Genomic DNA, 22,391 nt, shown 5'->3' on the forward strand with positions numbered 1-22,391 from the left:
GTCAGGGGACGTCGCTCAGGCCAGCGGCTGCAGGTCCAGCACGACGACGCGGGTCCAGTAGGTCTTGCAGGTCGCGACGAAGTGCGCGTGCAGCGGGCAGGCGGTCTGGTAGTGGTCGTGATCGGCCATCGAGCGGAAGTGCAGCGAGGTGGCGTAGTCGAACGAATGGTCGGTCACCGGCGGACGCTCCGGCGTGGCGGCCGGCTTGCCGACGTAGCCGCGTTCGAGATACGGCAGCGTCGCGAGCTGGCGGACCTCGGTGTCGAAAAGCTCCCGCTCGGCGGCGGTCAGGTCGGGGCGGAGCCAGAAAAGGGCGCTGTGGATGAACATGACAGATCGCTTCGGTTCGAACAGGGCGCGAAGGATCGCACGTCCGGGCCGGGCTGTCCTGCCGACCTCACCCCACCATCACCGCCACCAGCCCCGTGAAGCTGAGGAAGGCCAGCGCCGTCGTCACCAGCACGATGCGGGCGATGCGGCCGGCGTCGGCGGCGTAGCGCTCGGCCAGCATCGGCACGTTGCTGGCGCTCGGCAGTGCGGCCAGCAGGGTCAGGACGAGCACGGCGTCGGCGTCCAGCGGCAGGCCCAGCGCGAGGGCGGCGTGGCAGGCCAGCCAGACCAGCAGCGGGTGGACCAGCAGCTTCAGCGCGACGACCAGCGGGACGTCACCTCGCGGATGGCCGGCCAGACGGGCCTCGTGTTCGACCGCATCGGCGGCCTCGGCCCGTGCCTGCGAGCGCGCCAGCACGGCGCCAAGCGTGAACAGCGCGGCGGGCGATGCGGCGTCGGCCAGCATCGAGACCGGCTTCATCAGCAGGTGCGGCAGTTCGCCGCCGCTGGCCGAGACCAGGCAACCCGCGCCGATCGCCCACGGCAGCGGGTTGACCAGCACGCCCTTGAGCGCCTTCATCGCCGCTTCGCCGGCACCGTGCGAGCCGGCCACGCCCAGCCGCGACAGCGCGATGCACAGCGAGGTGGTGACGATCATGTCCACCGACATCGAGACGATGGCCGGCGCCGCCGCGCGCTGGCCGAGCAGGTCGACCAGCAGCGGCACGCCCATGAAGCCCGAGTTCGGGAAGGCCGCGACCAGCGCGCCAAAGGCTGCGTCGTCCCAGCCGATGCGCGGCGAGCCGTCCGGGCCGCGCCTGCGGGCCAGCCAGATGGCCAGCATCACCATGACCAGCGCGCAGGCCAGCCAGGTGCCGATGACGGCGGCATCGAACATCCGCGTGATCGGCGTGGCCGCCGCGAAGCGCAGCAGCATGCACGGCAGCGCGAAGCACAGCACGAACAGGTTCAGGCCGGGGATGGCCTCCAGCGGCAGCCAGCGTCGCCGGGTGGCGAACCAGCCGACCAGCACGAGCGCGAAGAAGGGGAAGGTGACGTCGAGGATCTTCAGCATGTGGGGGCGGTCCGGCGCAAGCCCGGCAGTGTCTCAGGCCGGCGCCGACCGCGCGTTCAGGCCGGCGCCAGCTGCTGCACCAGACGCCAGCCGGCCTCGGCCATCGGCCGCGCCTGCCGGCCCGTGCGTTCGGCGTCGGCGCTGGCCGCACTGCCCTGCCGTGCCCGCGCCAGGATGCCTTGCAGGATCGCGGCCATGCGGAACATGTTGAAGGCCAGGTGGTAGTCCAGGTTCGGCAGGCTGGCGCGACCGCTGCGACGCGCGTAGGCATCGGCATAGGCGGCCTCGCCGGGGATGCCCAGGGCGGCCAGGTCATGGCCCTTCAGGCCGCGGAACTCGTCGGGCGTGACCCGCCAGGTCATCAGGTGATAGGCGAAGTCGACCAGCGGATGGCCCAGCGTCGACAGCTCCCAGTCCAGCACGGCCAGCACGCGCGGCTCGTGCGGGTGAAAGATCAGGTTGTCGATGCGGAAATCGCCGTGCACCAGCGACACCGCCTCGTCGTCCGGGCGATGGGCCTGCAGCCAGTCGATCAGCTGTTCCATCGGCTCGTGGCGCCCGGTCTCGCTGGCGCGGTACTGGCGTGTCCAGCGCTCGATCTGGCGGGCCAGGTAGTTCTGCGGCCGGCCGTAGTCGGACAGGCCCGCAGCGGCCACGTCCACGCCATGCAGCGCGGCGATGACGCGGTTCATCTCGTCGTAGATCGCGCCGCGTTCGGCCGCCGTCATGCCGGGCAGGTCGGGGCTGGCGAAGACGCGGCCGTCGACATGGTCCATGACGTAGAACGGTGAGCCGATCACGCCGGTGTCCTCGCACAGCACGTGCATCGCCGGCACCGGCACGGCGCTGCCGGCCAGCGCTTGCATCACGCGGTACTCGCGCTCGATCGCATGGGCCGAGGCCAGCAGCACGCCGGGCGGCTTGCGGCGCAGCACCCAGCGGTGGTCGCCGGCCTCGACGCGGTAGGTCGGGTTGGACTGCCCGCCCGTCAGCGGCGTGATGCGCACGCCGCCGTGGAAGGGCCGGACATGGCCGCGCAGCCAGTCGGCCAGCACGACGGGATCGGGGGGAGCAAGGGGCGTGGTCATGCGCGGATCGGGGTTCCGGAAGGGTTCACAGGCTGCTGACGAGGTGCCCGCCGTCGACCGCCAGCACGCTGCCGGTGACGAAGGCGCCGGCCTCGCTGGCCAGCAGCAGCAGCGGGCCGTCGAGGTCGTCGAGCCGGCCGAAACGCTGTTGCGGGATGCGCGAACGCAGCCGCTCGCCGGCACCGGAGGCCAGGAAATCCGCGTTCAGCTCGGTCGAGACATAACCCGGCGCCAGTGCGTTGACGCGGATGCCCACCCGCGCCAGCTCCAGCGCCAGCGCCTTGGTCAGCTGGATCAGGCCGGCCTTGGACGCGCAGTACGGCGCGACACCGCCGGCCACGCGCTCGCCGGTGATCGAGGCGATGTTGACGATGCTGCCCGGCCGGTTGGCCGCCACCAGCCGGCGTGCCGCTTCCTGCGCGACCAGCCAGGCGCCCTTCAGGTTGGTGTCGACGACGCCGTCCCAGTCGGCCTCGGTCTGCGCCAGCAACGGCCGCGACACCGCCATGCCGGCGTTGTTGACGACCACGTCGGCGCACAGTCCCTGGGCGGCCAGCACGTCGAAGGCGGCGCGCACGCTGGCCGCGTCGGTCACGTCCATCGCCAGCGCATGGGCCGAACCACCGGCCGCCGCGATCTGCGCGACCGCTTCTTCGAGCCGGTCGGCCCGCCGCGCGGCCAGCACGACCGTCGCGCCGGCCTGCGCCAGCACATGGGCGAAATGGCGGCCCAGGCCGCTGGAGGCACCGGTGACCAGCGCCGTGCGGCCGTCCAGCCGGAAGTCAGGCCCGCCGCTCATCGTGTGCCCTTGACGATGTGCTTGGCCAGGCTCCAACGGTGCACCTCGCTCGGGCCGTCGTAGATGCGGAAGGCGCGCATGTCGGCAAAGATGCGCGCGACCACCGTCTCGCCGGTCACGCCCTGCCCGCCCAGCACCTGCACGCAGCGGTCGACCACGCGCCAGACCGCCTCGGACACGATCACCTTGGCGCGGCTGGACTCCTGCAGCGCCAGATGGCCCTGGTCCAGCACCTCGGCGCAGTGGCGGATCGTCAGCCGCGCGACGTGCAGGTCCATCTCGTTGTCGGCCAGCTGGAAGCCGACGCCCTCGTGCTGGCCGATCGGCTTGCCGAAGGCCATGCGGCTGCGCGCATAGGCGACCGCGATGTCATGGGCCCGGCGGGCCGCGCCGAGCCAGCGCATGCAGTGCGTCAGGCGGGCCGGCGACAGCCGCACCTGGGCGTAGCGGAAGCCCTGCCCGACCTCGCCGAGGATGGCCGAGGCCGGCAGCCGCAGGCCCGTGAACCGCACCACGCCGTGGCCGCCCGGGAAGCAGCGGTCGAGCGTGTCCATGTTGCGTTCCAGCGTGATGCCGGGCGTGTCCATGTCGGCCAGGAACATGGTCGCGCCGACCTCCGGGACCATCGCCATGATGATGCCCAGCCGGGCCCCGTCGGCCCCGGTGATGAACCACTTCAGGCCGTCGATGACGTAGCTTTCCGCCTGGCCATCGGCCCCCGCGACCGGCGTCGCCGTGGTCCGCAGCATCGACGGGTCCGAGCCGGCGCCCGGCGCGGGTTCGGTCATGCAGAAACACGAGCGGATCCGCCCGGCGGCCAGCGGGCGCAGCCAGCGCTCCTTCTGTTCCGGCGTGGCGACGGCCTCCAGCAGGTGCATGTTGCCCTCGTCGGGCGCGAAGACGTTCAGCGCGACCGGGCCGAGCATCGAGTAGCCGGCCTCCTCGAACGCGACGGCACGGCCGACGTGGCTCAGGCCCATGCCGCCGTGCTGGCGCGACGCGTGCGGCGACAGCAGGCCGGCGCGGCGGGCGCGCGCGATCAGCTCCTCGCGCAGGCCCTCGTCGGGGCCGTGCGCGCCGCTGCGCGGGTCGCCTTCCATCGGGATGATCTCGTCGGCGATGAAGGTGCGGATGCGCGCGCGTAGCGCGTCCAGCTCGGGGGGCAGCAAGAGGTCCATGACGGGTTCGAGAAGGTGGAAGGTTGGAGCGGGATCGACCGGCCGGTCAGCCGCGACGCCAGGCCCGTTCGGCCTCGTCCCAGGCGCCCAGCGCCTGCAGGTCGGGCACCCAGGCCAGGCCGGACTTGGCATCCGACGAGGCCGCGTCAGGCGTCACCAGCACGTCGAGCAGCGCCGGCCGGCCATCGGCGACGGCGGCCAGCGCGCGGGCGATGGCCGGGGCCAGGTCCTCGGCCCGTTCGACCCGTTCGCCGTGCAGGCCGAAGGCGCGCGCCATCGCGGCGTGGTCGGCGAACTGCAGCCGCGTGCCGACGACCTTGCCGTGGGTCTCCTGCTGGTCACGCACCTCGATCGCCCAGCTGCCGTTGTTGGCGACGACGATCAGCACCGGCGCCCGGTGGCGCGCGGCGGTGTCGATCTCCATCGCGTTGAAGCCGAACGAGCCGTCGCCGGTGGCGACCACCACCGTGCGGCCCGGGCAGGCCAGGCTGGCGGCGATGCCGAAGGGCGTGCCGATGCCGATGCAGCCGAGCGAGCCGGGGTCGAGGTAGGTCGAGGCCGGCAGGCCGACCCGCGCGAAGCTGAGGAAGTCGCCGCCATCGGCGACCACGATCGCGTCGTGCGGCAAGGCCTCGCGCAGCGCGGCCAGCAGGCGGTTCGGGTGCATCAGGCCGTCCGGCCCCGCCGGTGCCTGGCGCATCGACGTGACCAGCTTGTCGGCCCGCGCCTGGTGCTTCTCGCGCACGCTGCGGGTCCAGTCGCGGTCGACCGCCGGGCGGCGCGCGCCGGCCCGTTCGACCAGCGCGGCCAGCGCAGCGGCCGGCGTGGCCAGCACCTCGGCGACACCGCGCCGGTTGTCGCGCAGCTCGGCGGCGCAGTCGGCGATGCGCACGAAGCGGGCCGCACCGAACACGGCTGGCGAGCCGTAGGCGAGCTGGAAGTCGAGCCGCCGGCCGACGGTCAGGATCAGGTCGGCCTCGGCCATCACCGAGCCCCGCATCGCGGCGACCACCGACGGGTGGTCCTCGGCGACCAGGCCGCGGCTCTCGCCGGTGTCGAGGTAGAGGGCGCCCAGCGCATCCAGCAGCCGCGTCAGCTCGGGCCCGGCCCCACGCGCCCCCCGGCCGGAGATGACCAGCGGCCGCTTCGCCGACCACAGCAGCTCGACGGCGGCGTCGATCGTGGCCGCATCGGGCAGCAGCCGGTGGCGGGCCTTGGGCGCGAACAGCTCGGGCAGCTGCACGGCGGCGCTGACCTCGGCGCGCAGCGTGTCGACCGGGAAGTCCAGGTAGACCGGACCGGGCTCGCCGCCGGCCTCGCCGAGCGCACGGGCGACCGCCTCGTCGAGTTCCTGCAGCACCAGGTCGGGCTCGCGCACGGTGCGGGCGCTGCGCGTCAGCGGCCGGACGAAGTCGGTGTGGACCATGTCCTGCAGCGCGCCGCGGTTCTCTTGCGCCCGCGGCGGCGTGCCGCTCAGCACCAGCACCGGTGCGCGCGCCACATGGGCGTTGGCGATGCCGGTCATCGCGTTGGTGACGCCGGGGCCGGCCGTCACCATCGCCACGCCCAGGCCGCCGGTCAGCTCGGCATGGGCATGGGCCATGTAGACGGCGGCGCGTTCGTCGCGCACGTCGACGATGCGGATGCCTTCGGCGTCCAGCCGCATCCACATCGGCATGATGTGGCCGCCGCACAGCGCGAACACGCGGTCGACGCCACGCGCCTTCAGGAAGCGTGCCACCAGCGCGGCGGCGCTGCGTTCGGAGACCTGCGGGGTGGTCGAGGAGGCAAGGGTCATGCGGAGCATCCGGGCCGGTTGGCGGCCGTGGGTTCAGAGGAAGCCGGTGGACAGCCACGGCACGGCGGCGACCAGCGCCAGCCCGGCGAGCAGCGCCAGCACGTAGCCGACGATCGGGCGCATGCCGTCCTTCGGATCGACCCGGCCGATCGCGCAGGCGGCGTAGTAGCCGACGCCGAACGGCGGCGCGAACAGGCCCACGCCCATCGCCAGCACCACGACCATCGCGTAATGGACCTCGTGGACGCCGACCTGGCGGGCGATCGGGAACAGCAGCGGGCCGAACAGCACGATCGCCGGGATGCCTTCCAGCACGCTGCCCAGGATCACGAAGGCCACGATCGACACGGCCAGGAACATGCCCGCACCGCCCGGCAGCGTCGCCATGGTCTGCGCCAGCGCCCGCGAGAAGCCCGACTGCGTCAGCGACCAGGCCATGCCGGTGGCGGTGCCGATGATGAAGAGGATGGCGCCCGACAGCGCGGCGGTCTCGACCAGCATCGGGCCAAGCCGCGACCAGTCGGTGCGGCGGTAGATCAGCAGCCCCGCCAGCAGCGCATAGGCGATGCCCAGCGTCGACACCTCGGTGGCGGTGGCCACGCCGTTGACGACCGCCGCGCGGATCAGGAAGGGCAGCGCGATGGCCGGCAGCGCGACCCCGAAGGCGCGGCCGATCTCGGCCAGGCGGGCACGCCGGACCTGCGACAGGTCCTCCGTGCGGTAGCGCCAGCCGATCACCGCGCACAGCGCCAGGCCCATCACCAGGCCCGGCAACATGCCGCCGGTGAACAGCGCCGCGATCGACACGCCGGTGACCGAGCCGATCGTGATCAGCACCAGGCTGGGCGGGATGGTCTCGGTCTGCGCACCGCTGGCCGCCAGCAGCGCGACCAGGTCGCCGTCACGTGCGCCACGCTGGCGCATCTCCGGGAACAGCACCGGCGCGACCGCCGCCATGTCGGCGACCTTCGAGCCGGAGATGCCCGAGACCAGATACATCGCCCCCAGCATCACGTACTGCAGGCCGCCAGGCACATGGCCTAGCAGCGCGGCGAGGAAGGCGACCATCGCGCGCGCCATGCCGGTCATCTCGATCAGCAGGCCCAGGAACACGAACAGCGGCACCGACAGCAGGACGATGTGGGACATGCCCTCGTCCATGCGGCCGACGATCACGCCGACCGGCACGTGGGTGGTCAGCGACAGGAAGCCGAAGGTCGCCAGCCCGAAGCCGACCGCGATCGGCACGCCGGCCAGCACGGTGGCGGCGGTGATGCCGACGAAGAAGATCACCAGGTTCAGGTGGCCCAGGCCCTGCAGCAGCGGCTGCGCCAGCCACAGCCCGCCACAGGCCAGCGCGGTGGTCAGCACGGCCGCGCCGATGTGGGCCGGGCGGGCCCGGGCGGCCAGCCGCAGCAGCGACATCAGCGCCATCAGCGCCAGACCGACCGGCAAGGCCGAGACCCGCCAGGCGGCCGAGATGTCGAGTGCCGGCGTGGTGACGATCGCCTCGTCGACCGCGTGTTCCCAGGCCGGCCCGACGTTGAGCGCCAGGAAGGTGATCGACACGACGATCGCCAGCGTGTCGAGAAAGGCCCGTGCCGACGGGCCCAGGCTGGCCACCAGCGCCGTCATGCGCATGTGCTCGCCACGCCGGAAGGCCACCACCGCACCCAGGCAGGCCAGCCACAGGAACAGCAGCGAGGCGGCCTCGTCGGACCAGACCAGCGGCGCGCCGAACAGGTAGCGCGCCAGCACGCCGGCCAGCAGGATCGCGACCTCGGCCACGATCAGCAGCGCGGCGGCGGCTTCGAGTGCCGTGCCGAGCACGCGGTCGAGCGCACCCGCCCAGGCGGCCGGCCGCGAGGACGGGGCCACCGGCAGGGCCGGCTGCGACGAGAGGGTGGCGCTCATCGCGGTCTCAGCCGATCTGGCCGGCGAAGGGCTGCAGCAGCGACCAGGCCTCGGCGCCGAACTTCTCCTTGGCCTGGGCGTAGAAGCCGCCGGCCACCAGCGCCTTCTGGAACGCGCTGTTGTCGACCGCGTTGAAGACCAGGCCCTTGCCTTCGAGCTGCTTCTGCAGGTCGAGGTTGGCGCGCGCGATGTCGTCGCGCTGCTTGCGGGCGGCGGCGTTGACGTGGCGCGTGATGACCTGCTGCAGGTCGGCCGGGATCGACTTCCAGACCTTGCCGCCGGCGACGAACCAGAAGCCGTCCCACGAGTGGTTGGTCAGCGAGCAGTACTTCTGGACCTCGTAGAACTTGGCCGAGTCGATCAGCGCCAGCGGGTTCTCCTGGCCATCGGCGACCTTGGTCTGCAGGGCCTGGTAGGCCTCGGCCAGCGGCAGGCTGACCGGCGCGGCGCCGATGGTCTTGAACATCGACACCCACAGCGGCACGACCGGCACGCGGATCTTGAAGTTCTTCAGGTCGTCGGGCGTGCGGATCGGCCTGGTGCTGGTGGTGATCTGGCGGAAGCCGTTGTCCCACACGGTCGAGAACGGCACCAGGCCGATCTTCTCGATCGAGGCGCGGATGTGGTTGCCCACCGCGCCGTCCATCGCCGCCCAGACCTTGTCGTAGCCGCTGAAGGCGAAGCCCACGCCGGTGATCGCGGTGACCGGGATCAGCGTCGACATCACGGTGCCGGGGAAGGTCGCCAGCTCCAGTGCGCCCGAACGGATCTGCGACATCATGTCCGAGTCGCTGCCCAGCTGGTTGTTGGGAAACAGCTCGATGGCCACGCGACCCTGCGTCTCCGCCGCGATGGCGGCGATGGCTTCCTGCAGCCGCACGTTGACCGAGTGCGTCGCCGGCAGGTCGGTGCCGAGCTTGAGCCGGAACTCGGCCGGCCGGTTGGCCTGCGCCAGTGCCACGCCGCTGCAGGCGGCCAGTCCGGTGGCCGCGCTGCCGGCCAGGAAGTTTCTGCGGGTCAGTTCCATCGTCGTCTCCAGGTTCGAGGTGCGTCGTCACGTGGCGGATGCGCGTCGTCATCGCGATCCGATCGGCGGCAATCGTATTCTGAATTCAGAGTACCAGTCTACGTGGATTCCCGAAGCGAACTCTGAATTCAGAGTTCTAAGATCGGCGCATCACCGTCCTGCGGTGCGTGCGTCCGTGCGCGCGCCTCAGGCCCACCGCCCCACCCGGAGTCAACCGATGAACCACCTGCTCACCGTCGCGGATGCCGTGGCCACCCACGCCCGCCTGCATCCGCACAAGCTCGGCGTCCGCGATTCGCGCCGCGCCCTCACCTACGCGCAATGGCACGCGCGCGCCGCGCGCCTGGCCGCCGGCCTGCAGGGCCTGGGCCTTGTCAAGGGCGACCGGGTCGTGCTGCTGGCCTACAACTGCGTCGAATGGATGGAGCTGTACGCCGGCCTGGCGCGCGCCGGCCTGGTCGCCGTGCCGGTCAACTTCCGCCTGACGGCGCCGGAGATCGCCTACATCGCCGAACACGCCGAGGCCCGCGCGCTGATCGTGCAGGACGACCTGCTCGACCGCGTCACGCCGCTGCGCGGCACGCTGGCGTCGATCACCGCACGCGGCTGGATCCACTTCGGCGGCGACGCCACGCCCGAAGGCTGGCAGGGCTACGAGGCGCTGATCGACTCGGTCGATGCGGCCGTCGCATCCGCCGATCCGGCCGAGGTGCGCCCGGGCGACCCCTGCGCGCTGATGTACACGTCGGGCACCACCGGCCGGCCCAAGGGCGCCATCCGCAGCCATGAGGGCAACACGCTGATCGCCCTGGCCACCGCGCTGGAGATGGGCTTCACGCGCGACGACACCGCGCTGCTGGTGATGCCGATGTGCCACGCCAACTCGCTGTACTTCAGCCACACCTTCACGCACCTGGGCGCGACCTGCGTGATCGACGACCGCAAGAGCTTCGACCCCGAGGCCCTGCTGGCCACGCTGGCCCGCGAGCGCGTCACCTTCACGTCGCTGGTGCCGACCCACTACATCATGATGCTGGCCCTGCCCGCCGAGGTGAAGGCGCGCCACGACGTCAGCGCGGTCGAGAAGCTGATGATCTCGTCGGCCCCGGCCCGGCGCGACACCAAGCTGGCGATCCTCCAGCACTTCCGCAATGGCCGTCTCTACGAGCTGTACGGCTCGACCGAGGCCGGCTGGGTCACGCTGCTGCGGCCCGAGGAACAGATCGAGCGGCTGGGCACCGTCGGCCGCGAATGGGCCGGCTCGGGCGCCATCCGCCTGCTCGATGCCGACGGCCGCGAGGTTCCCGACGGCGAGGTCGGCGAGCTGCATTCGCGCACGCCCTACGTCTTCGACGGCTACTGGCGCAACCCCGAGAAGACCGCCGAGGCCTTCCGCGGCGCCTGGTGCTCGGTCGGCGACATGGCCCTGCGCGACGCCGACGGCTACATCACGCTGGTCGACCGCAAGAGCAACATGATCATCAGCGGCGGCGAGAACATCTATCCGTCCGAGGTCGAGAGCATCCTGGGCGCCCACCCGAAGATCAAGGACGTCGCGGTGATCGGCGTGCCGCACGACAAGTGGGGCGAGGCCGTCGAGGCCGTCGTCGTGCTGCACGAGGGCCAGACCCTCGATGAACACGAGGTCCTGCAGTGGTGCCGCACCCGCCTGGCCGGCTACAAGCGCCCGCAGGCCATCCGCTTCGTGACCGAATCCGAGATGCCCCGCACGGCCACCGGCAAGATCCTGCACCGCGTGCTGCGTGACCGGCTGGCGGTCGGGGCAGGTGCCTGACATCGCCTCGACAGGCCGGGAATCTTGTCAACTTGACAAGATTCCGGCCTATTCTTGTCACGGTGACAAGATTCAAGCCCAGCCCCACGAAGAGCGCCCCACCCCTCACGGCCCGCCATGAGGCCGTGCTGCGCCACGTCCTCGATGCCGCGCAGCCCCTGCCGCCCGGCGAGCTCGCGGAGTCCCTGGGGTTGTCACGCCCGACGCTCAATCGGACCTTGCGGGACCTGGTGGCAGACGGCCTGCTGAGCCGGATCGGAGACGGTCGTTCGACCCGCTACGAAGCCACGCTCGCGGCGCGGCAGGACGCCGAGGTTCGCGGCTGGTGGACACCGGCGGCAGACGAGTTCTCCGTGGCGGCGGGACCTGCGCCACTGGCGTGGTCTGCCGCCGCGCGACCGCTCGTGGCATCGCTGCAGGCGCCGTTGGGCACCCGCAGCCCCGTCGGTCATGACCGCCGCTTCGTGGCCGACTACGTCCCGAACCAGTCCGCGCTGTTGCCACCGACATTGGCAGCGGACCTCTTCAAGGCGGGCCGCAGCCCGGATCAGCAGCCCGCCGGCACCTATGCCCGCGAGGTGCTGGAGCAGTTGCTGATCGACCTTTCATGGTCGTCATCGCGGCTGGAAGGCAACAACCGGAGCCTGCTCGACACGCAGCGGCTGTTCGAGATCGGGGAGCAGCCGGGTCCGCTCGATGCGGATGACCTGATGCTGCTCAACCACAAGGACGCCATCGAGTTCATGGTCGATGCCGTGCCGACCGAGGGCATCACCGTGCCCGTCATCATCGACCTGCAGGCCAAGCTGATGCGCGACCTGCTGAAGGACTCGCGCGACATCGGCAGCATCCGGCGACGGCTGGTCAACATCGACGGATCGGTCTATTCGCCGAGCAACATCCCCTCGCTGCTCGCGGACACGCTGGCCTCGATCGTCGACAAGGCCCGGCAGATCCGCAACCCGGTGGAGGCCGCCTTCTTCCTGTGGATCCAGCTGGCCTATCTGCAGCCCTTCGTGGATGGCAACAAGCGCACCAGCCGTCTGGCGGCCAACCTGCCGCTGATGCTGCACAACTGCGCGCCCCTGTCCTTCCTGGACGTGACACGGGCCGACTACGCGACGGCCATGCTGGGTGTCTACGAACAATGCAACGTGGCAGCTGCGGTGGACCTGTTCGAGTTCATCTACCGACGCTCGATCCGCAAGTACGGCGTGCTGCGCGAGTCGCTGGCCCTGCCGGACCCGTTGCGCACGCGCTACCGGCAGACGCTGAACGAGTTGATGCAGTTCGTCGTCTTCCATCGCCGCACGCTCGCCGACGCGCTGACGGATGTGCCGGTGGACCCGGCCGATCTGGCCGGTCTGCGTGCGGTCGCGGAGACCGAGCTGGACCATCTCACGCCCGGCAACTGCGCCCGCTACAACCTGGCGCGCGGCATGACACAGCGCTGGCTGGATGCCGGTCGGCCCCGCTAGGGCGGCCGACCGGCCAGATGCCTCACGGCGTCTGCAGATAGACCACCTGGGTCTCCATGTACTCGTACAGGCCGTGCTTGCCGTCCGCGCCGCCGATGCCGCTCTTGCGGCGGCCGGCGTGGAAGCCCTGCATGGCCTCGAAGTGCTCGCGGTTGACGTAGGTCTCGCCGAAACGCAGCTCGCGGGTGGCCTTCATGGCCAGGTTGAGGTTGCGGGTGAAGATCGACGAGGTCAGGCCGAACTCGGAGTCGTTGGCCAGCGCCAGCGCCTCGTCGAGCTCGTCGACCACGCGCAGCGGCAGGACCGGGCCGAAGATCTCCTTGGTCATGACGTCCATGTCGTCGGTGCAGCCGACCAGCACGGTGGGCTCGTAGTGGAAGCCCGGACGGTCGGCGACGCGGCCGCCGGTCAGCACCTGGGCGCCCTTCTGGCGGGCGGCGTCGACCAGCGAGGCGACCTTGTTGACGGCGCCCTGGTTCATCAGCGGGCCCATGTGCAGGCCGGCGTCGGTCAGCGGGTTGCCGTAGCGGGCCTCGGCCATCAGGCGGGTCACGCGCTCGGCCAGCGGCTGGGCCACGGCGCGTTGCACGTAGACACGCTCGGCGGCGTTGCAGACCTGGCCGGTGTTGAGCACGCGCGAGTTGAACAGCGCGTTGGCGGTCAGGTCGAGGTCGGCGTCGTCCAGCACGATGGCCGGGGCCTTGCCGCCCAGTTCGAGGTTCACGCGGGTCAGGTTGCGCGCAGCGGCCGACATGATGTTCATGCCGGTGCCGACGCTGCCGGTGAAGGAGATCAGGCCGACGTCTTTGTGCTCGGCCAGGCGGGCACCGGTGTCACGACCGCCGCTGACGAGGTTGAAGACGCCCTTGGGCAGACCGCATTCGGCCAGCAGCTCGGTGAAGTCGAAGGCGTTGAGCGGCGTCTCCTCGCTCGACTTGATCACGATGGTGTTGCCGGCGACGAGGGCCGGCGCCATCTTGCGGGCGATCAGGAAGAACGGGAAGTTCCACGGCAGGATGCCGGCCACCACGCCGATCGGGCGACGGTGCAGGTAGATGGTCTCGCCGGGACGGTCGCTGTTGAGGATCTCGCCCTCGATGCGACGGGCCCATTCGGCCATGTAGTCCATGTAGTTGGCGGTGAAGTCGATCTCGACCTCGGCCAGCGGCAGGATCTTGCCCTGCTCCAGCGAGATGCGGCGCGCCAGGCGGGTCTTGTGCTCGCGCAGCTTGTTGGCCACGTTGCGGATGTGGCCGGCGCGCACGATGGCGGGCAGGCGCTCCCAGGCCGGCTGCGCGGCACGGGCGGCGGCGACGGCGCGGTCGATGTCGGTCGCGTCCGAATCGGGCACGGCGGCAATGCGTTCCAGCGTCGACGGGTTCAGCACGTCGAGGGTGCGGGTCGACGAGGGCGTGACCCACTCGCCGTCGATGTAGTTGCGTTCGAAGCGTTCCATGGTCGATGTCTCCAGTTGACCGTTGGGATGGAACGGGCAGCCACGCCGGGCTGCCCGGGGGTGGCTCACTTGTCGAGCTTGAAGACCATCACGGTGCCGCCTTGCGGAACCGCCTTGGGCTTGCCGGTCAGCGAGTCGATGCCGGCCTGCATGCGCTGGGCGTCGATGCCCCAGCCGGCCTGCACGGCGATGTACTGCTCGCCACCGACCTCGAAGGAAGTCGGCACTGCCGTGACGCCCGAAGGCATGGTGTGCTGCCACAGCACCTTGCCGGTGCTGGCGTCGAAGGCGCGGAACTGGCGGTCGTTGGTGCCGCCGGCAAACAGCAGGTTGCCGCCGGTGGTCAGCAGCGGGGCCCACAGGTGGGTGTCGAACTTGTGGACCCAGGCCATCTTGCCGGTCTTCAGGTCCCAGGCCTGCAGCTCGCCGATGGTCGACGGGGTCTTGCCGTCCTTGTAGCGCAGGCTGCCCAGCACGCCCTCGATCGGGTAGCCGATGTAGAGGTCACCCTTCTTGTACTTGACCGGATCGGCGGCCGGCAGTTCGGCGCACAGGTTGTTGTTGGCGGGGATGTAGAACAGCCCGGTCTTGGGGTTCCACGCTTCCGGCGGCCAGTCCTTGCCGCCCCACAGAGACGGACAGAAGCCCACCGCCTTGCCCATGCCCGGAGTCTTGCTGGCGTCGTAGGTCGGACGGCCGGTCTTCTTGTCGATGCTGGTGAAGACGTTGTTGTGGACGTAGGGGATGGCGTCGATGAAGCCGATCTTGCCGCCGGCCTGGCGCTCCAGCATCCAGAGGTAGCCGTTGCGGCCGGCGTGCACGGCGGCCTTGACCTTGCGGCCCTTGACCTCCGTGTCGATCAGCACCGGCGCGGAGACCTCGTCCCAGTCCCAGGCGTCGTTGTGGTGGTACTGGTGATGGCCCTTGATGGCGCCGGTGTCGACGTCCAGCGCGATCGCCGAGGTGGTGTAGAGGTTGTCGCCCTTGCGGCCTTCGGTCGGCCACGGCGCCGGGTTGCCGGTGCCCCAGTAGGCGAGATTGGTCGCGGCGTCGTAGGTGCCGGTGATCCAGATGCTGCCGCCGCCGTTCTTGTAGGTCTCGCCGGGCCAGGTGTCGCCGCCGGGCTCGCCCGGTGCGGCGGTGGTGTAGGTGCGCCAGGCTTCCTTGCCGGTGTTGGCGTCGAAGGCCGCGACGAAGCCGCGCACGCCGGTCTCGCCACCGGACGAGCCCACCATGATCTTGCCCTTGGCCGCCAGCGGCGCGAGGGTGATGTACTGCAGCGCCTTCGGGTCACCGACGGCCTGGATCCACGCGACCTTGCCGGTGCGGGCGTCGAGCGCGACGAGGTGCGCGTCGACCGTCGCCATGTAGACCTTGTCGCCGTACAGCGCCACGCCGCGGTTGGTCGGGTGCAGCTGCATCAGGTCGGCCGGCAGCTCCTTCTTGTAGCGCCACAGCTCGATGCCGCTGACGGCGTCCAGCGCGATGACCTGCGCGCCGGGCGTGGTCACGTACATGTAGCCGTTGTTGACGATCGGGGGCGACTGGTGGCCCTCGGTCTGGCCGGTGGCCATCGACCACGCGAGCTTGAGCTTGCCGACGTTCTTGTCGTTGATGCGGTCCAGCGGGCTGTAGCCCCAGCCGCCGTAGTTGCCGCGGTACTGCAGCCAGTTGGCCGGCTCGGGGTTGGCCAGCCGGGCATCGGTCACCGGCGTGTAGGGGCCCAGCTCGGTGTCGGCATGGGCGGCCAGCGCGGCCACGGCCAGGGCGGCGGCGGCCAGGGGCTTGAAGGCGTGGTTCATGGGTTCTGTCTCCTCTGGATGGGGTCGGGTCGGGCGGGTGAAAACGTCTTGCGGGTCGGACTCGGGGATCACGCCGGGTTGCCACCCGGCGGCGCGGTGAAGGCCCCGGCGATGACCAGCCGGTCACCGTCGAGCGCCAGGGGAATCGCGGGCAGCGGCCGGTTGGCCGGGCCGCTGGTGACGCTGCCGCCGTCGAGCAGCGCGAACTTCGACGAGTGGCAGTAGCAGATCAGCTGCTTCTCCTTGGCCAGCCACGTCTTCACGTCGCAGCCCTGGTGGGTGCAGATGGCCGAGAAGGCCAGCACGCCACCGGCCGCACGCTGGCGCGAGGCAGCGTTCAGGTCGGCTTCGGCGAAGCGCACCAGCACGATCTTGTTGAGGCGGGTGTCGTCGCGCGGCTTGCCGCCGGCCTTGTCCCAGGGGAAGGCCAGCAGCGGCTTGCCGATCGCGAGGTCGGTGACACGCAGCGGCGCCGGGGCGCCCTCGGCGTCCTCCTCGACCAGCAGGTCACCGGCCAGCGGTTGCGACGGCGCGGCGGCGCGCACCAGCGGCGCGGCCAGGCCGGCGGCGGCCAGGCCGATGACGCGGCGACGCGGCAGGTCGATGGCACGCGCGCCGGCGGCATCGGCCAGCGGCGCGTGTGCGCAGGTGCAGGAACAGCTCGTGGGGGTGGACATGGGCGGATCTCCGGAAGGACTGGCCGGGCGGCGCCACCACATCCAGCGACCCGGCCCGAAGGCATGGACGCCATCCTATTTTTGAATTCAGAGTTCCATAACCAGTGTTATCCCGAGTGCGTTCTGAATTCAGAGTTCTGTGTGTAGAAAGCAGCATCCAGGATGTAGCGGGCTACAGCGCGGCGCTGGCGGACCCTAGAATCGGTCGACGCCTGCCGCCCCATCCCGGGGTGGCCCGACGTACCGGGAGTCCGCGCATGAAGCAACTGACCGCACAGCCCAACCTCGTCGACCAGGTCCGCGACGCGATCCTTCAGGAGATCGCCGCCGGCGCCCTGGCCCCCGGCGAACGGGTGGTGCAGGAACGCATCGCCGAGCAGCTGGGCGTGTCGCGCCAGCCGGTCCAGCAGGCGCTGGCGCTGCTGCTGAGCCAGGGTGTGCTGCGCGATGCGCCGGGGCGCCGGCTGATCGTGGCGCCGCTCGATGCCGACTACGTGCGCCAGATGTACGAGATGCGCGCGGTGATCGAGGGCATGGCCTTCAGCCAGGCCGCGCTGCGCGGTGCGGAACGCGCTGCCAAGCTCGGACCGGCGCTGATCGAGGCCGGCCGCAAGGCCGCGAACACCGGCTCGGTGCCACGCATGATCGCGGCCGACATGAAGTTCCACGCCTTCATCCACGAGCTGTCGGGCAACACGCTGGTCGTGCCGACGCTGGCGCCGCACCTGACCTACATGCAGCGCGTGATGGGCCAGGTGCTGCTGCGCGACGACAAGCCGCGCGACATCTGGGACGAACACGAGCGCATGCTCGACGCGGTCGCACGTGGCGATGCCGCGCAGGCCGAGGCGCTGACACGCGCGCATGTCACGACCGCCGCCGACTTCATGATCGCGCGGCTCGCGGCGGGTGATCAGCCGGTGACCTGAGCCGGTGACCTGAGCTGGCCATGCCCGACTGCGACGTGCTGATCCTGGGTGCCGGCATCGCCGGTGCGTCGCTGGCCTGGACGCTGGCCTCGACACCAGCCCATCACGGCCGCCGCGTCGTTCTGGCCGAACGCGAGGACCAGCCCGGCCGGCACGCCACCGGCCGCTCGGCGGCGATGTTCATGGAGAGCTACGGCCCGCCCGGCGTGCGCGCGCTGACCCGCGCCAGCCGGGCCTTCTACGAACGGCCACCGGCCGGTTTCCTGCCCGAGGACGCCGCACCGCTGCTGACGCCCCGCAGCGTGCTGTACGTCGCCTTCAGCGGCCAGGAGACGCTGCTGGCCACGCTGCGCGACGAGCTGGCCGGCACCGGCCTGGCACTGCAGGTGATCGATGCCGACGCGTGCTGCGCGCGGGTGCCCTGCCTGCGCCGCGACGGCCTGGTCGGCGCGCTGCTCGACCCGTCCGCCGAGGACATCGACGTGCACGCGCTGCACCAGGGTTACCTGCGCGGCCTGAAGCGCCTGGGCGGCGAGCTGCGCACCCGCACGGCGCCGCGCGAGGCCCGCCACGACGGGGCGGCCTGGGTCGTCACCTTCGAGGACGGCCAGGTGCTGCGCGCCGGCTGCATCGTCAATGCCTGCGGGGCCTGGGCCGACGAGGTGGCCGTGTTGTTCGGTGCCACGCCGCTCGGGCTGGAACCGCGCCGCCGCAGCGCCTTCACCTTCGCGGCGCCGGACGGCGCCGACGTGTCGGGCTGGCCGGCCGTCGTCGGTGTCGACGAGGGCTGGTACTTCAAGCCCGATGCCGGCCGGTTGCTGGGCTCGCCGGCCAATGCCGATCCGGCCGTGCCGCATGACGTGCGGCCCGAGGAGCTGGACATCGCGCTGGGCATCCACCGCATCGAGGCGGCGACGACGCTGTCGATCCGCCGCCCCGCCAGCACCTGGGCGGGCCTGCGCACCTTCGCGGCCGATGGCGAGCTGGTGATCGGGCCGGATGCGCACGTGCCGGGCTTCTTCTGGCTGGCCGGCCAGGGCGGCTACGGCATCCAGTCGGCCGCCGGTGCGGCGGCGCTCGCAGCGGCGCTCCTGAACGACAACGCCCTGCCGGCCGTCTTGGCCGATCAGGGCGTCGATCCGGCGCGGTTCGCGCCGGTGAGGTTCGAGGCCGGGCGCAAGCCCTGAGCCTCGATCAGGTCAGGCTCAGGGCCGCGTCAGGTCTGGATCAGGGCTTGACCAGCGCCAGCTTGGCCGGCTCCGCGTCGACCGAGGCCGACACGCCAGAGGCCGCTGCCGGGGCCGCAGCCGCGCCGCCACCCTTGCTCTGCAGCTCCGGGTAGTCCTTGGCCATCGGCGCGCCGTACAGGGGCTTGTGGGCACCCTGGTGGCAGGTCGCGCAGTTGACCTTGGCGACGTCGCCGGTCGGGCCGTGGCGGTGGGCCGGGAAGGTGTCGGTCAGCGGCACCATGAACTCGCGGTTCAGCGTGCGCGCCATCCGGATGCCCTGCCAGGCCGTGACCCGCGGCGGCGAGCTGTTCTCCCACGATCCGAAGGCCCGCGTGTTGTGGCACTGCGTGCAGTTCACGCCCAGCGCGCTGGACATGTGGACCATCAGCCCGTAGGTCCATTCGGCCTGCTTGGTCGACTGCCGGTTGCCACCCGGCAGGGCCTGGTCGCCCTGCACGCGGATCGGCTCGGCATCGAGCAGGAAGGGCGTGAACGGGTCGTTCGGCAAGGACGTCAGCCCGACCACCGGCGCCGGCGCGTTCTGCCCCGCACGGTCACCGGCGAAGTTGTTGGCGCGTGCTTGCGGAGCGGCCTTGAACCAGACCTCGCTGGGCACGTTCTGGCCGCGGTGGCAGGTGTAGCAGGTCACACCGGTGGCGCCGACGTGCGCGCCCCAGTCGGCGTTGACGGTCTGCGTCATCTGCAGCATGCGACGCGCCACCACCTTGGTGTAGAGCTTGTCGTCGGCGAAGTTCTGCGGGTCGTGGCAGTAGACACAACCCTGCTGCGGCGCGACCCAGGCGGTCATCGCGGCCATCGTGCGGGTGAACTGCGCGACGCTGACGTCGCCCAGCACCTTGACGTTCTGGAACACGTCGCGGGCCTTCGGGCCGTCGCTCGATGCCGGCGGTATGGCATCCGGCGCCGCGTTCAGGCTGGCCTGCTGCGCCAGCGTGCGCGGGTTGTAGACCTGTTCCATGCCGGTGCCGCGGTAGCCGCGCTGCACCGTGTTGACGGGCGGACGCTCGCATCCGGCGAGCAGCGTGAGCCCGATCAGGGACACGCCAAGGCTGAACAGCTTCATGCGGACGCTCCCTGAAGGTGAACGGCGGGGGCGAGCGAGGCTCGCGGGGCCTGGGTTCGAACGGGCCGGGTTCATGGCGTGACCCCACCGACCAGGGCCGGATCGGCCACCGCCGGGAACACCGCCGGATAGAGCGGTGCGACGCCATGCTTGACGGCCCACAGGTACCAGTTGTCGACGACGGTGCCGGTCAACAGGATGCCGATGCCACCGCACAGCGGGCACAGCACGGCGAACCACCAGGCCCAGCGGTGGATGGACTCCATCGTCGCGTTGAAGCCCATCGTCCAGCGCCAGAACAGGGCCGCCCGTTCGCTGGCGGTGCCGCGATCGGTGATCTGCTCGATCTCGCGCTCACCACCGTAGCGGCTGACCGCCAGGATGGTCGCCCCGTGCATCGCGAACAGCAGCGTCGAGCCGTACAGGAACGCGATGCTGAGCATGTGGAAGGGGTTGTAGAACAGGTTGCCGTAGCGCAGCGAGAAGGCCGCCGTCCAGTCCAGGTGCGGGAACAGCCCGAACGGCACCGCCTCGCCCCAGCTGCCCATCAGCACCGGGCGGATGAAGCCCAGGACCAGGTAGAGCCAGATGGCCGCCGCGAAGGCCCAGGCCACGTGCGTGCCCATGCCGAGCTTGCGGGCGCGGCGGTACATGCGGGCCCACCACAGCAGGATCGCGGCGGTCAGGAAGAAGCCGGCCAGCAGCCACCAGCCGCCCTGGTTCAGCGGCGGCAGCTTCAGCCCGTAGCCGGGCGGCGGCGGCTCCAGCGCGAGCCAGGGCAGCTGGCGCACGAACTGGATCGGGTCCCAGCCGACCGAGGCCCACATGTTCAGGCCGATGATCTCGAGGGCGATGAAGCCGCACAGCAGCGAGCAGATGCCCAGCCAGCCGAGGTAGATCGGCCCGATCTGCGCGTCGCCGATGCGGCCCAGCAGATGCACGTGCGTGGTGTCGCGGATGCGCTCGTGTTCATCGCGACCCAGCGACACGCCGGGGTAGGACGGCGCCGTGACCTGCACGCTCGTGAAGAGGTTCTGATATTCAGCCATGACCGTGCCTCACTTCCAGACCGGAAGGTTCAACCACCAGCTCCACCACTCGGGCCAGCCGCGTGTCCAGAAGGGCCCGCTGATGACGATGCAGACCGCGCTCCAGAAGCCCGCCGACAGGGCCAGGAACAGACCCAGGCGGTGGATGCCCAGGGTGCCGATCGAATAGCCGATCGTGTCGCGGAAGAAGGTGTTCTCGTGTTCGGCGGTCCTGACCGTCTCGCCCGGTGCCGGGTTGGTCGACGACAGGATCAGCGAGCCGTGCAGGCTCAGCGCGAAGGTGGTGGCGAAGAAGAAGCTCACCGCCAGCATGTGCGCCGGGTTGTAGTGGAAGTGCAGGTACTGGTAGCCCGTGTTGGACACCCAGTCCAGGTGGCTCATGATCCCGTAGGGGAAGCCATGACCCCAGGCACCCATCAGCAGCGGGCGGATCACCACCAGCGTGACGTAGGCCAGGATCGCCACCGAGAAGGCGAAGGGCACGTGCAGGCCGATGCCGAGCTTGCGACAGATCTCGACCTCGCGCAGCGCCCACGACACGAACGAGCCGATCGCGCAGACGGTGATGAGCTGCCACAGCCCGCCTTCCATCAGCGGCGCCAGGCCGAGCCCGTATTTGAGGTCCGGTGGCGCGATGCTGATCTGCCACAGGTTCCAGGTACCGCCCTGGGACGCGCCCCAGACGATGAGCAAGGTGCCGACCAGCGCGAAGAACGCGGTCGTCACACCGAAGAATCCCACGTAGAACGGGCCGACCCAGAAGTCGAACAGGTCGCCTCCCAGCAGGGTGCCCCCGCGCACGCGGTACTTTCTCTCGAAGTTCAGCATGGACATGCTTGCCACCCCCGCGAGGCGCCGCGGATCGGATCCGGACGTCGTCGTCTATGGATTTGGATTGGGTCGAATGGGCGCGCCAGGCATCCAGTGGCCGATGCCCTGAAGCCGGCGCGCCGCGAACGGGCCGTGTCGGCCCGCACCGGTGCCTACTTGGGTGCAGCCGCAGGCATCGACGAGTTCTGGCTCACGGGGGCGCGGGCGCCATCCAGCCAGTTGAACTTGTTGGTACTGAGCAGCACGAAGTGAATCACCAGTGCCAGCACGAACAAGAAGGCGAACAAGGCGACCAGCGCACGGCGCGGGTCGAACAGAAGCCAGATTCTCCACATGCTTTCTTCTCCTAGTTGAGGTGCGACAGGAAGGTGTAGACACCCGCCCGGACACCCTTGATCAGCGATTTCTCGCTCTCTGCGCCGGGGAACCAGCTGCGCCAGCGGACAAACAGCAGCTGCGCTGCGCAAGCCACACAGAACACGACGGCGAAGCTCAGGAGGAACAGTGCCTCGTTGGCCACGGCGTCGTGGAACGTGCGTCCCGACGGGGACAGGGTGTTGGTCTGCTGGGTCATGACGGTTCCTTCAGCGCGTGTTCAACGTCTCAAAACCAGGGACGCCACATCCAAACCAGCACATGGGCCACGACGGCGATCGCCGTGAAGCCGATGAAGCTGGACATGAAGATGCCGTGGAATTCCCGGGCCTCGTTCTCGGTCAGCCCGGTCAACGAGCCTTTCCTTTCCTCAGCCATAGCGATCTCTCCTCGATCAGTGGCCTTGCGGCCGACACCGCGCATCTCCCGCGCGGCAGGGATCACCAGGGCTGATCCCCGGCAAACCTGCAAATCCTT

21 protein-coding genes are annotated in these 22,391 nt (G+C 70.5%); 4 read left to right on the forward strand and 17 right to left on the reverse strand.

Annotated elements, in window-relative coordinates; translation table 11 throughout:
* Positions 1–15 precede the first annotated feature (15 nt).
* The 8 genes from ACWA7K_RS12215 to ACWA7K_RS12250 form a co-directional block, all read right to left on the reverse strand.
* Positions 16–330, reverse strand: coding sequence for a Dabb family protein (locus tag ACWA7K_RS12215; RefSeq protein ID WP_456161680.1), 315 nt, complete (start codon positions 328–330; stop codon positions 16–18).
* Positions 331–397: 67 nt separating this feature from the next.
* On the reverse strand, positions 398–1,405 hold the full coding sequence (locus ACWA7K_RS12220) for an AEC family transporter (RefSeq protein ID WP_456161681.1): 1,008 nt from the start codon (positions 1,403–1,405) through the stop codon (positions 398–400).
* Between the two features lie 56 nt (positions 1,406–1,461).
* Positions 1,462–2,493, reverse strand: coding sequence for a phosphotransferase family protein (locus tag ACWA7K_RS12225; protein WP_456161682.1), 1,032 nt, complete (start codon positions 2,491–2,493; stop codon positions 1,462–1,464).
* 25 nt (positions 2,494–2,518) lie between these two features.
* The gene (locus tag ACWA7K_RS12230) at positions 2,519–3,292 is read right to left on the reverse strand and encodes an SDR family NAD(P)-dependent oxidoreductase (protein WP_456161683.1); all 774 of its coding nucleotides are present in this window, start codon (positions 3,290–3,292) and stop codon (positions 2,519–2,521) included.
* Positions 3,289–4,470 carry an acyl-CoA dehydrogenase family protein gene (locus ACWA7K_RS12235; RefSeq protein WP_456161684.1) on the reverse strand — a complete coding sequence of 394 codons (1,182 nt, stop codon included), beginning with the start codon at positions 4,468–4,470 and terminating at the stop codon, positions 3,289–3,291. Before ACWA7K_RS12235 ends, ACWA7K_RS12230 begins: the two co-directional genes overlap by 4 nt.
* A gap of 46 nt (positions 4,471–4,516) precedes the next feature.
* The gene (locus ACWA7K_RS12240; protein WP_456210121.1) at positions 4,517–6,268 is read right to left on the reverse strand and encodes a thiamine pyrophosphate-binding protein; all 1,752 of its coding nucleotides are present in this window, start codon (positions 6,266–6,268) and stop codon (positions 4,517–4,519) included.
* Between the two features lie 33 nt (positions 6,269–6,301).
* Entirely contained in the window at positions 6,302–8,182 is a 1,881-nt protein-coding gene (locus tag ACWA7K_RS12245; RefSeq protein ID WP_456161686.1) for a TRAP transporter large permease, read from the reverse strand.
* 7 nt (positions 8,183–8,189) lie between these two features.
* Complete coding sequence (locus ACWA7K_RS12250; RefSeq protein WP_456161687.1) at positions 8,190–9,209, reverse strand: TRAP transporter substrate-binding protein; 1,020 nt, start codon at positions 9,207–9,209, stop codon at positions 8,190–8,192.
* A gap of 217 nt (positions 9,210–9,426) precedes the next feature.
* Here ACWA7K_RS12250 and ACWA7K_RS12255 point away from each other — a divergent pair, with 217 nt between their 5' ends.
* Entirely contained in the window at positions 9,427–11,004 is a 1,578-nt protein-coding gene (locus tag ACWA7K_RS12255; protein ID WP_456161688.1) for a class I adenylate-forming enzyme family protein, read from the forward strand.
* Between the two features lie 125 nt (positions 11,005–11,129).
* Positions 11,130–12,482: a Fic family protein gene (locus ACWA7K_RS12260; RefSeq protein WP_456210123.1), complete on the forward strand. Its 1,353-nt coding sequence runs from the start codon at positions 11,130–11,132 to the stop codon at positions 12,480–12,482.
* 22 nt (positions 12,483–12,504) lie between these two features.
* Here ACWA7K_RS12260 and aldA read toward each other — a convergent pair whose 3' ends face one another.
* The 3 genes from aldA to ACWA7K_RS12275 all read right to left on the reverse strand — a co-directional run bounded on the left by aldA (position 12,505) and on the right by ACWA7K_RS12275 (position 16,417).
* Positions 12,505–13,938 (reverse strand): aldehyde dehydrogenase, encoded by a 1,434-nt coding sequence (aldA, locus tag ACWA7K_RS12265; RefSeq protein WP_456161690.1) that lies wholly within the window; start codon positions 13,936–13,938, stop codon positions 12,505–12,507.
* Positions 13,939–14,003: 65 nt separating this feature from the next.
* Positions 14,004–15,740 carry a PQQ-dependent dehydrogenase, methanol/ethanol family gene (locus ACWA7K_RS12270; RefSeq protein WP_456161691.1) on the reverse strand — a complete coding sequence of 579 codons (1,737 nt, stop codon included), beginning with the start codon at positions 15,738–15,740 and terminating at the stop codon, positions 14,004–14,006.
* A gap of 68 nt (positions 15,741–15,808) precedes the next feature.
* Positions 15,809–16,417, reverse strand: coding sequence for a QcrA and Rieske domain-containing protein (locus tag ACWA7K_RS12275; protein ID WP_456161692.1), 609 nt, complete (start codon positions 16,415–16,417; stop codon positions 15,809–15,811).
* 257 nt (positions 16,418–16,674) lie between these two features.
* On the opposite strand from ACWA7K_RS12275, the gene ACWA7K_RS12280 reads away from it, so the two are divergent.
* Both ACWA7K_RS12280 and ACWA7K_RS12285 read left to right on the forward strand, forming a co-directional pair.
* Positions 16,675–17,346: a GntR family transcriptional regulator gene (locus ACWA7K_RS12280; protein ID WP_456161693.1), complete on the forward strand. Its 672-nt coding sequence runs from the start codon at positions 16,675–16,677 to the stop codon at positions 17,344–17,346.
* A gap of 20 nt (positions 17,347–17,366) precedes the next feature.
* Positions 17,367–18,533, forward strand: a complete 1,167-nt coding sequence (locus ACWA7K_RS12285; RefSeq protein WP_456161694.1) for an NAD(P)/FAD-dependent oxidoreductase — start codon at positions 17,367–17,369, stop codon at positions 18,531–18,533.
* Between the two features lie 40 nt (positions 18,534–18,573).
* Here ACWA7K_RS12285 and pufC read toward each other — a convergent pair whose 3' ends face one another.
* From pufC to pufB, 6 genes are all read right to left on the reverse strand, one after another.
* Positions 18,574–19,659, reverse strand: a complete 1,086-nt coding sequence (gene pufC / locus ACWA7K_RS12290; RefSeq protein ID WP_456161695.1) for a photosynthetic reaction center cytochrome PufC — start codon at positions 19,657–19,659, stop codon at positions 18,574–18,576.
* 71 nt (positions 19,660–19,730) lie between these two features.
* Positions 19,731–20,708 carry a photosynthetic reaction center subunit M gene (gene pufM / locus ACWA7K_RS12295; protein WP_456161696.1) on the reverse strand — a complete coding sequence of 326 codons (978 nt, stop codon included), beginning with the start codon at positions 20,706–20,708 and terminating at the stop codon, positions 19,731–19,733.
* A 9-nt stretch (positions 20,709–20,717) separates the two neighbouring features.
* A complete protein-coding gene (gene pufL / locus ACWA7K_RS12300; protein ID WP_456161697.1) occupies positions 20,718–21,542 on the reverse strand; it encodes a photosynthetic reaction center subunit L in 825 nt (274 codons plus the stop codon).
* 149 nt (positions 21,543–21,691) lie between these two features.
* Positions 21,692–21,874, reverse strand: a complete 183-nt coding sequence (pufA, locus tag ACWA7K_RS12305; protein ID WP_456161698.1) for a light-harvesting antenna LH1, alpha subunit — start codon at positions 21,872–21,874, stop codon at positions 21,692–21,694.
* 11 nt (positions 21,875–21,885) lie between these two features.
* Complete coding sequence (locus ACWA7K_RS12310) at positions 21,886–22,113, reverse strand: hypothetical protein (protein ID WP_456161699.1); 228 nt, start codon at positions 22,111–22,113, stop codon at positions 21,886–21,888.
* Positions 22,114–22,142: 29 nt separating this feature from the next.
* Positions 22,143–22,292, reverse strand: coding sequence for a light-harvesting antenna LH1, beta subunit (gene pufB, locus ACWA7K_RS12315; RefSeq protein WP_456168794.1), 150 nt, complete (start codon positions 22,290–22,292; stop codon positions 22,143–22,145).
* Positions 22,293–22,391: the final 99 nt, after the last annotated feature.

It is taken from the genome of Leptothrix mechoopdaensis (SeqCode), from assembly GCF_053893855.1.

What these genes read in the sequence shown, in the direction of transcription:
- aldA (WP_456161690.1), bottom strand. Translation starts at nt 13,938, where the DNA reads ATGGAACGCTTCGAACGCAACTACATCGACGGCGAGTGGGTCACGCCC.
- pufC (WP_456161695.1), bottom strand. Translation starts at nt 19,659, where the DNA reads ATGAAGCTGTTCAGCCTTGGCGTGTCCCTGATCGGGCTCACGCTGCTC.
- ACWA7K_RS12240 (WP_456210121.1), bottom strand. Translation starts at nt 6,268, where the DNA reads ATGACCCTTGCCTCCTCGACCACCCCGCAGGTCTCCGAACGCAGCGCC.
- pufA (WP_456161698.1), bottom strand. Translation starts at nt 21,874, where the DNA reads ATGTGGAGAATCTGGCTTCTGTTCGACCCGCGCCGTGCGCTGGTCGCC.
- ACWA7K_RS12270 (WP_456161691.1), bottom strand. Translation starts at nt 15,740, where the DNA reads ATGAACCACGCCTTCAAGCCCCTGGCCGCCGCCGCCCTGGCCGTGGCC.
- pufM (WP_456161696.1), bottom strand. Translation starts at nt 20,708, where the DNA reads ATGGCTGAATATCAGAACCTCTTCACGAGCGTGCAGGTCACGGCGCCG.
- ACWA7K_RS12230 (WP_456161683.1), bottom strand. Translation starts at nt 3,292, where the DNA reads ATGAGCGGCGGGCCTGACTTCCGGCTGGACGGCCGCACGGCGCTGGTC.
- ACWA7K_RS12280 (WP_456161693.1), top strand. Translation starts at nt 16,675, where the DNA reads ATGAAGCAACTGACCGCACAGCCCAACCTCGTCGACCAGGTCCGCGAC.
- ACWA7K_RS12275 (WP_456161692.1), bottom strand. Translation starts at nt 16,417, where the DNA reads ATGTCCACCCCCACGAGCTGTTCCTGCACCTGCGCACACGCGCCGCTG.
- ACWA7K_RS12245 (WP_456161686.1), bottom strand. Translation starts at nt 8,182, where the DNA reads ATGAGCGCCACCCTCTCGTCGCAGCCGGCCCTGCCGGTGGCCCCGTCC.
- ACWA7K_RS12225 (WP_456161682.1), bottom strand. Translation starts at nt 2,493, where the DNA reads ATGACCACGCCCCTTGCTCCCCCCGATCCCGTCGTGCTGGCCGACTGG.
- ACWA7K_RS12310 (WP_456161699.1), bottom strand. Translation starts at nt 22,113, where the DNA reads ATGACCCAGCAGACCAACACCCTGTCCCCGTCGGGACGCACGTTCCAC.
- pufB (WP_456168794.1), bottom strand. Translation starts at nt 22,292, where the DNA reads ATGGCTGAGGAAAGGAAAGGCTCGTTGACCGGGCTGACCGAGAACGAG.
- ACWA7K_RS12220 (WP_456161681.1), bottom strand. Translation starts at nt 1,405, where the DNA reads ATGCTGAAGATCCTCGACGTCACCTTCCCCTTCTTCGCGCTCGTGCTG.
- ACWA7K_RS12235 (WP_456161684.1), bottom strand. Translation starts at nt 4,470, where the DNA reads ATGGACCTCTTGCTGCCCCCCGAGCTGGACGCGCTACGCGCGCGCATC.
- ACWA7K_RS12215 (WP_456161680.1), bottom strand. Translation starts at nt 330, where the DNA reads ATGTTCATCCACAGCGCCCTTTTCTGGCTCCGCCCCGACCTGACCGCC.
- ACWA7K_RS12255 (WP_456161688.1), top strand. Translation starts at nt 9,427, where the DNA reads ATGAACCACCTGCTCACCGTCGCGGATGCCGTGGCCACCCACGCCCGC.
- pufL (WP_456161697.1), bottom strand. Translation starts at nt 21,542, where the DNA reads ATGTCCATGCTGAACTTCGAGAGAAAGTACCGCGTGCGCGGGGGCACC.
- ACWA7K_RS12250 (WP_456161687.1), bottom strand. Translation starts at nt 9,209, where the DNA reads ATGGAACTGACCCGCAGAAACTTCCTGGCCGGCAGCGCGGCCACCGGA.
- ACWA7K_RS12285 (WP_456161694.1), top strand. Translation starts at nt 17,367, where the DNA reads ATGCCCGACTGCGACGTGCTGATCCTGGGTGCCGGCATCGCCGGTGCG.